The organism is Bacillus sp. AFS041924 (assembly GCF_002577195.1).
In the GTDB taxonomy this organism is placed as follows: domain Bacteria; phylum Bacillota; class Bacilli; order Bacillales; family Bacillaceae_G; genus Gottfriedia.
Genome location: NZ_NULG01000019.1, coordinates 69764 through 80199 on the forward strand (window position 1 = coordinate 69764; position 10436 = coordinate 80199).

Here is a 10436-nt window from a genome sequence, read left to right on the forward strand (position 1 = left end):
GAAAGTATGAGCTTTTTTAAGAAATTAAAAGAAACAATCTCAAAGCAAACGGAGTCGGTGACTCAAAAATTTAAAACTGGATTAGAGAAATCTAGAAATAACCTTACTGAAGGGTTAAACGATTTATTTGCTAGATACCGTAAAGTAGATGAAGATTTTTTTGAAGAGCTTGAAGAGATTTTAATCATGGCTGATGTTGGCGTAAATACTGTAATGGAACTAGTAGAAGAGTTGAAATTTGAAGTAAAACGTAAAAATATTCAAGACCCAAAAGGTGTACAAGAAGTTATTTCTGAAAAATTAGTTGAACTGTATAAAGGTGATGATTTAACAGATGATTCATTTGAGTTAAATTTAAATCCAGATGGTTTAACAGTTATTTTATTCGTTGGGGTTAACGGAGTTGGAAAAACGACTTCAATTGGTAAAATTGCTCATAAACTAAAAACAGATGGCAAAAAAGTATTACTTGCAGCTGGTGATACATTTAGAGCGGGAGCTATTGATCAATTAGAAGTTTGGGGAGAGCGTGTTGGAGTAGACACAATCAAACAAGGTGAAGGATCTGACCCAGCTGCAGTAATGTTTGATGCAGTTCAAGCTGCAAAAGCACGTAAAGTAGACGTATTACTCTGTGACACAGCTGGTCGTCTGCAAAATAAAGTTAATTTAATGAAGGAACTTGAAAAGGTACGTAATGTCATTTCAAGAGAAGTTCCTGGTGCGCCACACGAGGTCCTACTAGTAATTGATGCAACAACAGGTCAAAATGGACTTGTTCAAGCTAAAACATTCAAAGAGGCAACAAATGTAACAGGTATCGTCTTAACGAAACTAGATGGAACTGCTAAAGGTGGAATCGTATTAGCCATTCGAAATGAACTGAAAGTACCAGTGAAATTCGTAGGCCTTGGCGAAAAAATGGATGACCTACAGCCATTCCAAGCTGAACAATTTGTATATGGGCTATTTGGGGATTTGATTAATAAAGAGTCTTAAGAAAAGCAAGAAAAGCAGGAATTACATGGATTAATAATCTTATCCTTAAGTATAATTCTTGTTTTTCTTTCAAATTGCACACTTCGTCAAGTAAAAAACTTGACAGATATTTATCTATTAGGTAAACTAGCATATGTAAAGGCAATTCACTTAACAAAGGAGTGATAGTTTTGGCAGATCATACGATGTTAGATAAGACGATGAGAATCAATTATCTATATGATTTTTATCAATCTCTTTTAACTCCTAAACAACAAAGTTATATGTCATTATATTATTTGGATGACTATTCTTTAGGTGAGATTGCGGAAGAGTTTAACATTAGTAGACAGGCGGTTTATGATAATATAAAGCGTACTGAAGCAATGTTAGAAGAGTATGAAAAGAAATTATTACTTCTAAATAAATTTCAACAACGAAATGAACTTTTAAATCAATTGAAAACTTTTGCCGAAAAAGGTAAAGTGGTAGATGACAAGTTTCTTCGATTAATCGATGCGTTAGAGAAATTAGAATAATAAGGAGGACGGTTTTATGGCATTTGAAGGATTAGCCGACCGACTTCAAAAGACATTACAAAAGGTTCGAGGCAAAGGTAAAGTATCTGAATCTGATGTCAAGGAAATGATGAGAGAAGTACGTCTTGCTTTACTTGAGGCGGATGTTAACTTTAAAGTTGTTAAAGATTTTGTGAAACGTGTTTCTGAACGAGCTGTTGGACAAGAGGTATTACAAAGCTTAACGCCAGGTCAACATGTTGTAAAAGTAGTTCAAGAAGAACTAACAGCATTAATGGGTGGAGAACAAAGCAAAATTGCTGTTGCAAATCGCCCGCCGACTATTATTATGATGGTTGGTTTACAAGGTGCTGGTAAAACAACAACGACTGGTAAATTAGCAAATTTACTTCGAAAAAAGTATAACCGTAAGCCGCTTTTAGTTGCAGCAGATATTTATCGTCCTGCGGCGATTAAACAGCTTCAAACATTAGGTAAACAATTAGATATGCCAGTGTTTTCATTAGGAGATCAAGTAAGTCCAGTTGAAATTGCGAAACAAGCGATTCAACATGCAAAGGATGAACATCTTGATTATGTCCTAATCGATACAGCAGGTCGTCTACATATTGACGAAGGGTTAATGGAAGAACTTTCACAAATAAAAGAACTTTCAAAACCTGAAGAAATCTTCCTAGTTGTTGATGCAATGACAGGACAAGATGCAGTCAATGTGGCACAAAGCTTTAATGATCAATTAGGTTTAACTGGAGTCGTTCTGACGAAGCTTGACGGCGACACTCGTGGTGGTGCAGCTTTATCAATTCGTTCAGTTACAAATACTCCAATTAAATTTGTTGGACTTGGTGAAAAACTAGATGCAATTGAGCCGTTCCATCCTGAACGAATGGCGTCACGTATTCTAGGTATGGGTGATGTGCTTACTTTAATTGAAAAGGCACAAGAAAACGTAGACCAAGAAAAAGCAAAAGAGATGGAACAAAAATTAAGAAATGCATCATTTACTTTAGATGATTTCTTAGATCAACTATCTCAAGTTAAAAAAATGGGACCACTTGGTGATATTTTAAAAATGATGCCAGGTGCAAACAAAATAAAAGGATTAAATGATTTGCAAATTGACGATAAACAAATCGCTCATGTAGAGGCAATTATTCAATCAATGACAAAGCAGGAAAAGCTTACACCAGATATTATCAACTCTAGTCGCAGAAAGCGAATAGCAAAAGGTTCTGGTCGTCCTGTTCAAGAAATAAACCGTTTATTAAAACAGTTTGAAGAAATGAAAAAAATGATGAAAATGATGGGTGGTATGCAAAAAGGGAAGAAGAAAGGCTTTAAGTTTCCGGGCTTATTCTAATCTTTTTGTATAATTTTCCAACATTTAAACATCATTTTATAAAAAATTATGCTGTTAAGAAATTTTACTTTACAAACAGTATTGGTTTTTGATAATATATAAATCGTTGAAATATTTTCGGAGGTGCTTTAAAAATGGCAGTTAAAATTCGTTTAAAACGTATGGGAGCTAAAAAATCTCCTTTTTACCGTGTAGTAGTAGCAGACGCTCGTTCTCCTCGTGATGGACGTTTCATTGAGGAAATTGGAACTTACAATCCAGTTGCTCAACCAGCTGAAATCAAAATTAACGAAGAAGCAGCATTAAAATGGTTAGGAACAGGTGCTAAACCATCTGATACAGTTCGTAACTTATTCTCTAAAGCTGGTATCTTAGAGAAATTCCACAACGCTCGCAACGGCAAGTAATGATGGAAAAAAAGATGAATACACTCATTAATGCAATTGTTTCAAGTCTTGTAGATCATCCAGAGGATATTTCACTTCAAGTAAAAGAAGATGAGAACAATTTATTCTTTCATTTACAGGTAAATCCTGAAGATGCTGGTAGAGTGATTGGCAAACATGGTAAAATTGCTAAAGCGATTCGTACGGTTGTTTATGCAGCAAGTAATGAACACGCAAAACGTATTCACTTAGATATTCAGTAATGTAAGACGGTCCTTGGCTATAGCTAAGGACCGTTTTCAACATTCGTAGACATATCTACAACTTACAATGGTAAAACTAACGATAAACTTATGAAATTTTAAATATAGAGGTAATCGAATGGAAAACTATTTAAATGTCGGAAAAATTGTAAATACTCATGGGGTACGTGGAGAGGTTCGTGTTATTTCAAGAACTGATTTTCCTGAAAAACGTTACAAAAAAGGAAATAAACTATATTTATTTAAAGAAAAAGAAACTACACCGATTGAATTAATCGTAACTAGTCATCGTGTACATAAAAATTTTGATTTACTTACATTTGAAGGGTATGAGTCATTAAACTCTGTAGAGCCACTTAAAAATGGAATATTAAAGATTACTGATGATCAATTACATAAACTAGATAAAAATGAGTACTATTATCATGAAATTATCGGATGTGTAGTTGAAACAATAGATGGAGAGGAAATCGGAAAAATAAAAGAAATTTTATCTCCTGGTGCGAATGATGTTTGGGTTGTTCAAAGAAAAGGCGAAAAAGATGCGCTTATTCCTTATATTGAGCAAATTGTGAAGGAAATAGATGTAGAGAATAAAAAAGTTAAAATCGAATTAATGGAAGGTCTATTGTGATGAAAATTGACTTTTTAACATTATTCCCTGAAATGTTTGAAGGTGTATTAGGTTCTTCGATTTTAAAAAAAGCACAAGAAAAAGAAGCTGTCCATTTTCGTTGTGTGAATTTTAGAGATTTCTCAACTAATAAACACTCAAATGTTGATGATTATCCATACGGTGGTGGAGCTGGAATGGTACTGGCTCCTCAGCCGATTTTTGATGCTGTAGATGAATTAGTATCAAAAAGTGAAAATAAGCCAAGAGTCGTCCTTCTATGCCCTCAAGGTGAGCGTTTTAATCAACGTAAAGCGGAAGAACTTTCAAAAGAGGAGCACCTGATCTTTATTTGTGGACATTATGAAGGATATGATGAGCGAATTCGTGAACACGTAGTGACAGATGAAATTTCTATTGGCGATTACGTCTTAACTGGTGGAGAACTTGGTGCTATGGTAATTGCTGATAGTGTTGTTCGTTTATTGCCTGGTGTACTTGGAAACACGACATCAAAAATTGAAGATTCGTTTAGTACAGGTTTATTAGAGCATCCACATTATACGAGACCTGCCGAATTTAGAGGCCATAAAGTACCTGATGTATTATTATCTGGAAATCACGCTTTAATAGAAGAATGGCGAACAAAACAATCTTTTAAACGTACGATAACGCGTCGTCCAGACCTACTTGAAAACTATTCATTATCTGAAAAAGAGACGAAATGGATGGATCAAGTAAAAGAAGAATTAAAAAAAGAAAACTAGTTGCGTGCATTAATAGAATATGTTAATATAACTTGTGGCTTCAAGTAAATACTTAAGCCTTTATTCTCGGTGTTCCGCTGCGAGTCACTAAATCTTGTAAGAGCATCGGTTGGAAAAGGAGAGCATAAATTATGCAAAATTTAATCAACGAAATTACAAAAGAACAACTTAGAACTGACTTACCGTCATTCCGTCCTGGTGATACTGTAAAGGTTCACGTTAAAGTTGTTGAGGGTACTCGTGAGCGTATCCAATTATTCGAAGGTGTAGTTATTAAACGTCGTGGTGGCGGTATTAGCGAAACTTTCACAGTTCGTAAAATTTCTTACGGTGTTGGTGTTGAACGTACGTTCCCAATCCACACTCCAAAAATTGCTAAATTAGACGTTGTTCGTCGCGGTAAAGTACGTCGTGCTAAACTTTACTACCTACGTGCACTTACTGGTAAAAAAGCAAGAATTAAAGAACTTCGATAGTCTTTTGAAAGGAGCTTGTATAAAACAAGCTCCTTTTTTTCCAATATTTGTAGATTATAGATATAATAAAAAGTAAAATAGAATACATAAATAAACTTATTAGCTCAAACTGGTTAATACTGCAAAACGTATGGTTATAATTGGAGGGATTAGGTTGAAAGAAAGCAATAGTGGTGGAATTTGGGAATTAGTTAAAACAATTTTTATTGCGCTTGTACTTGCACTTGGTATTCGAACATTCCTTTTTACACCGGTTTTGGTTGATGGGATCTCAATGATGCCAACATTACAGGATCAAAGTAGAATGATTGTAAATAAGATTGTTTACAAACTACATGAACCAAGACGTTTTGATATTGTAGTCTTCCATGCTACAAAGGAAAAAGATTATATTAAACGAGTTATTGGCTTACCAGGTGACACTGTAGAGTATAGAAAAGATGTCTTATATGTCAATGGCAAACCATATAAAGAACCATATTTGAACGAATATAAAAAAGAAACAACAGATGGTCCTCTAACAGAAGACTTTAAGTTAGAAGAGATTACTGGTAGAAAAACTGTACCTAAAGGACAAGTATTCGTTTTAGGTGATAATCGTCGATTAAGTAAAGATAGTCGTATTATCGGGACAGTTAGCCAAAAAGAAATTTTAGGTCGAGCAAGTTTTGTATTCTGGCCGTTATCAGAGGTTGAAATGGCTAAATAAAGGCCAAAATAAACATGATTATTTAATGTATAAGAAGGTGGCAACATGACGATTCAATGGTTTCCAGGTCATATGGCAAAAGCTAGAAGGCAAGTTACTGAAAAACTTTCATTAATTGATGTTGTAATTGAACTAGCTGATGCTAGAGTACCAGCAGCTTCTAGAAATCCAATGATCGATGAAATTATTTCAAATAAACCAAGATTACTTTTATTGAATAAAGCGGATTTAGCAGATCCAAGAATTACGCAGCAATGGTTAGCGCATTATGAAAAACAAGGCGTAATGGCAATTGCGATTGATGCAGCTTCTGGACAAGGCTTAAAAGCTATTATTTCTTCTTGTGAAATTTTAGTAAAAGAGAAATTTGATAAAATGAGATCTAAAGGGATAAAACCACGTGCAATTCGAGCATTAATTGTTGGAATTCCGAATGTAGGTAAATCGACTTTAATCAATAAACTAGCACGTAAGAATATTGCTAAAACTGGTGATCGTCCAGGCGTAACGCAGGCACAGCAATGGATAAAAGTAGGCAAAGAAATTGAACTGCTCGATACCCCAGGTATTTTGTGGCCAAAATTTGAAGATCAACTAGTAGGTCTACGTTTAGCAACTACTGGCGCAATAAAAGATAGTATCATTAACCTACAGGAAGTAATGATCTATGCGATTAAATATTTAAGAGAGTTTTATCCAAATGTATTAAAAGATCGCTATGACATGAACGATGAAGTGTTATATTCTGAAGAAGTAGTAGATGTTTTTGATCATATTGGAAAGAAACGTGGATTACTTATGTCAGGCGGGATTATAGATTATGATAAAACATCTGATTTATTTTTACGCGAGCTAAGAGCAGGGAAATTAGGAAGATTATCGTTTGAGAATCCATCGATGCTTGAAGTAACTGATGAAATATTAGAAGAAAGTGCGCAAGATTAAGCGTACTTTCTTCTTTTTTAATGAAATTTAATATGATCCAAACTGATAAAGTGTAAAGAAGGAGTTCTAAAATATGTCTCTGAAAATAGATGAAATAAAAAATATGCTAAGTGAATTAAGTGACCCTACTAGTGAACTCTTAAAAGAATTAGAAAATGATCAGAGAATTGGTGTGCAAAAGCTAGTTACTAAATGGTATAGGGAACAAGAAAAAAGAGAATTAGCTCAAAAAAAATTCTTTAAGATGATGGAATATGAAAGGAATCTTTACAAACAAAACATAAAATTAATTGCCGGTGTGGATGAAGTTGGTAGAGGACCATTAGCGGGTCCTGTTGTAGCAGCAGCGGTAATTTTAGCAGAAAATACTGAACTGATTGGCTTAGATGATTCAAAAAAATTGTCAAAAGAGAAACGACAGTATTTTGTTAAGCGTATTAAAGAAGAAGCAATTTCATATGGAATTGGAATGGCCAGTTCAGCTGAGATAGATGAAATTAATATTTATGAAGCAACAAAATTAGCAATGAGACGTGCGATTGAACAACTAAAATCTTCACCTGAACATTTATTAATAGATGCCATGAAATTACAAATGGATATTTCTCAAACATCAATAATAAAAGGTGATGCAACTAGTATTAGTATAGCAGCCGCTTCAGTACTAGCAAAAGAAACAAGAGATAACTTAATGTGCGAATTAAGTTTAAAGCATCCAAACTTCGGATTTGAAAAGCATATGGGATATGGTACAAAAGAACATCTACAAGCAATCGAGATGTATGGAATTATTAACGAACATCGAAAATCCTTTGCACCAATAAAAGAAAAGGTATAATCGATAAAAAAATTAGCGGGTAATTTACATCAATTTACTAAAAAAGAACCAAAATAAAATAGATTAACGACTTTTAAATAATAATAACGGTCGTTGATCTATTTTTTTTATTGTTATCTAAATCTATAGGATGAATTAATGGAAAAATAATATTGTAATATGATAAACTACATTGACTATTGTATCTGAAAGGGTTTTCTTTATAAAAACATAGAATATTAAATTCTTTTCTACTAAAGTATTTACAGTATATTCTGTTAGAGATACAATAGGGATGTGTTTTAATTTGTCTTGTTCTAAAAGGGGAGGATGGATCATGAATATCCATGAGTATCAAGGGAAAGAAATCCTACGAAGCTATGGCGTAAAAGTACCAAACGGTAAAGTTGCATTCACAGTTGAAGAAGCAGTAGAAGCAGCTAAAGAATTAGGTACAGCTGTATGCGTAGTAAAAGCTCAAATTCACGCTGGTGGCCGCGGTAAAGCGGGTGGCGTAAAAGTAGCGAAAAATTTAGATGAAGTAAATACATATGCTAGTGAAATTCTAGGTAAAGTATTAGTTACTCATCAAACTGGACCAGAAGGTAAGGAAGTTAAGCGCTTACTTATCGAAGAAGGCTGCGATATTAAAAAAGAATATTATGTAGGTTTAGTTTTAGACCGCGCTACTTCACAAGTTGTATTAATGGCTTCTGAAGAAGGTGGAACTGAAATTGAAGAAGTAGCTGAAAAAACACCTGAAAAAATCTTTAAAGAGTATATTGATCCAGCAGTAGGTCTACAAGGCTTCCAAGCTCGTCGTATTGCGTTCAATATCAACATCCCAAGCAACTTAGTAAACAAAGCTGTTAAGTTCATGATGGGCTTGTATTCTGCGTTTGTTGAAAAGGATTGCTCAATCGCTGAAATTAACCCACTAGTAGTTACTGGTGATGGTGAAGTAATGGCATTAGATGCAAAGTTAAACTTTGACTCAAATGCTTTATATCGTCATGCAGATATTTTAGCTTACCGTGATTTAGAAGAAGAAGATCCAAAAGAAATCGAAGCTTCTAAGTTTGACTTAAACTATATTTCTTTATACGGAAATATTGGTTGTATGGTTAATGGTGCAGGTCTAGCAATGGCTACAATGGATATCATTAAACACTACGGTGGAGATCCGGCTAACTTCCTAGATGTAGGGGGCGGTGCTACTGCTGAGAAAGTAACAGAAGCGTTTAAAATCATCCTTTCTGACCAAAATGTTAAAGGTATTTTCGTTAATATCTTCGGTGGCATCATGAAGTGTGATGTTATTGCTGAAGGTGTTATCGAAGCAACTAAACAAGTTGGTTTACACTTACCATTAGTTGTTCGTTTAGAAGGAACGAATGTTGAATTAGGTAAGAAGATTCTTAATGAGTCAGGCTTAAACATTGTTGCAGCAGATTCAATGGCTGATGGCGCTGAAAAAATCGTTGCACTTGTAGGCTAAGAAAGGGAGGATAAAAATGAGCGTATTTATTAATAAAGATACAAAAGTCATTGTACAAGGTATTACTGGTTCACAAGGCTTATTCCATACTACTCAAATGTTAGAGTATGGTACTAAAATCGTTGGTGGTGTAACTCCTGGTAAAGGTGGAACTGACATTGCTGGCGTTCCTGTATTCAATACAGTTGAAGATGCAGTTGAAGCTACTGGTGCTAATGCATCTGTAATTTACGTACCACCTGCATTTGCTGCTGATGCAATCATGGAAGCTGTTGATGCTGAATTAGATATCGCTATTTGTATTACAGAAGGTATTCCAGTACTTGATATGGTAAAAGTTAAAAAGTATATGGAAGGCAAAAAGACTAGATTAGTTGGCCCTAACTGTCCTGGAGTTATCACTCCAGATGAGTGTAAAATTGGTATCATGCCTGGTTACATTCATAAAAAAGGTCATGTAGGAATCGTATCTCGTTCTGGTACATTAACTTATGAAGCTGTACATCAATTAACTCAAGCTGGTATTGGTCAATCTACAGCTGTAGGTATTGGTGGAGACCCTGTAAATGGTACAAACTTCATCGATGTATTAAAAGCATTCAATGAAGATCCAGAAACTTATGCAGTTATTATGATTGGTGAAATCGGTGGAACTGCAGAAGAAGAAGCTGCTGAGTGGGTACAAGCTAATATGGCGAAACCAGTAGTAGGATTCATTGGCGGTCAAACGGCTCCAGAAGGTAAACGTATGGGTCATGCTGGTGCGATCATCGCAGGCGGTAAAGGTACTGCTAAAGAAAAAATGGCTACAATGGAAAGCTGTGGCATTAAAGTTGCACTTACTCCTGCAGTAATGGGCGAAACTTTAATTTCTGCATTAAAAGAGCGTGGCTTATATGAACAATGTAAGACACATGAAGCTTTAGTTTAAGAATCAAAAAATAAGTAGCCTCCAGTTGGAGGCTACTTTTCTTAAAAGAAGGCTCTGTTTAATATTAATTGTTGATTTTAGTTAAATTTGCGACTAATTGACATGGAAGGGGCGAAGACTCCTATGGGAAATGCGGGAAACTTGAGACCCCTAA

13 protein-coding genes are annotated in these 10436 nt (G+C 34.8%); all 13 read left to right on the forward strand.

The window, feature by feature from the left end:
- Positions 1-6: 6 nt before the first annotated feature.
- The 13 genes from ftsY (at position 7) to sucD (ending at position 10282) form a co-directional block, all read left to right on the forward strand.
- Positions 7-999, forward strand: coding sequence for a signal recognition particle-docking protein FtsY (gene ftsY, locus COC46_RS06965; RefSeq protein WP_098809021.1), 993 nt, complete (start codon positions 7-9; stop codon positions 997-999).
- Between the two features lie 185 nt (positions 1000-1184).
- A complete protein-coding gene (locus tag COC46_RS06970) occupies positions 1185-1517 on the forward strand; it encodes a putative DNA-binding protein (RefSeq protein WP_098809031.1) in 333 nt (110 codons plus the stop codon).
- A gap of 16 nt (positions 1518-1533) precedes the next feature.
- A complete protein-coding gene (gene ffh, locus COC46_RS06975; RefSeq protein ID WP_098809022.1) occupies positions 1534-2877 on the forward strand; it encodes a signal recognition particle protein in 1344 nt (447 codons plus the stop codon).
- A 134-nt stretch (positions 2878-3011) separates the two neighbouring features.
- Complete coding sequence (gene rpsP / locus COC46_RS06980; protein ID WP_025569022.1) at positions 3012-3284, forward strand: 30S ribosomal protein S16; 273 nt, start codon at positions 3012-3014, stop codon at positions 3282-3284.
- A 14-nt stretch (positions 3285-3298) separates the two neighbouring features.
- Complete coding sequence (locus tag COC46_RS06985; protein ID WP_025569023.1) at positions 3299-3526, forward strand: KH domain-containing protein; 228 nt, start codon at positions 3299-3301, stop codon at positions 3524-3526.
- A 118-nt stretch (positions 3527-3644) separates the two neighbouring features.
- Complete coding sequence (gene rimM / locus COC46_RS06990; RefSeq protein WP_098809023.1) at positions 3645-4160, forward strand: ribosome maturation factor RimM; 516 nt, start codon at positions 3645-3647, stop codon at positions 4158-4160.
- Positions 4160-4906, forward strand: a complete 747-nt coding sequence (trmD, locus tag COC46_RS06995; protein ID WP_098809024.1) for a tRNA (guanosine(37)-N1)-methyltransferase TrmD — start codon at positions 4160-4162, stop codon at positions 4904-4906. The genes rimM and trmD overlap by 1 nt, the downstream gene beginning before the upstream one ends.
- Before the next feature lie 131 nt (positions 4907-5037).
- Positions 5038-5382 carry a 50S ribosomal protein L19 gene (rplS, locus tag COC46_RS07000; RefSeq protein WP_088069415.1) on the forward strand — a complete coding sequence of 115 codons (345 nt, stop codon included), beginning with the start codon at positions 5038-5040 and terminating at the stop codon, positions 5380-5382.
- A gap of 154 nt (positions 5383-5536) precedes the next feature.
- Positions 5537-6091, forward strand: a complete 555-nt coding sequence (gene lepB / locus COC46_RS07005; protein WP_141550875.1) for a signal peptidase I — start codon at positions 5537-5539, stop codon at positions 6089-6091.
- A 45-nt stretch (positions 6092-6136) separates the two neighbouring features.
- Positions 6137-7036 (forward strand): ribosome biogenesis GTPase YlqF, encoded by a 900-nt coding sequence (ylqF, locus tag COC46_RS07010; protein ID WP_098809026.1) that lies wholly within the window; start codon positions 6137-6139, stop codon positions 7034-7036.
- A gap of 73 nt (positions 7037-7109) precedes the next feature.
- Complete coding sequence (locus tag COC46_RS07015) at positions 7110-7874, forward strand: ribonuclease HII (protein WP_098809027.1); 765 nt, start codon at positions 7110-7112, stop codon at positions 7872-7874.
- A gap of 316 nt (positions 7875-8190) precedes the next feature.
- Positions 8191-9351: an ADP-forming succinate--CoA ligase subunit beta gene (gene sucC / locus COC46_RS07020; protein ID WP_098809028.1), complete on the forward strand. Its 1161-nt coding sequence runs from the start codon at positions 8191-8193 to the stop codon at positions 9349-9351.
- A gap of 16 nt (positions 9352-9367) precedes the next feature.
- Positions 9368-10282 carry a succinate--CoA ligase subunit alpha gene (gene sucD / locus COC46_RS07025; RefSeq protein ID WP_098809029.1) on the forward strand — a complete coding sequence of 305 codons (915 nt, stop codon included), beginning with the start codon at positions 9368-9370 and terminating at the stop codon, positions 10280-10282.
- Positions 10283-10436 lie beyond the last annotated feature (154 nt).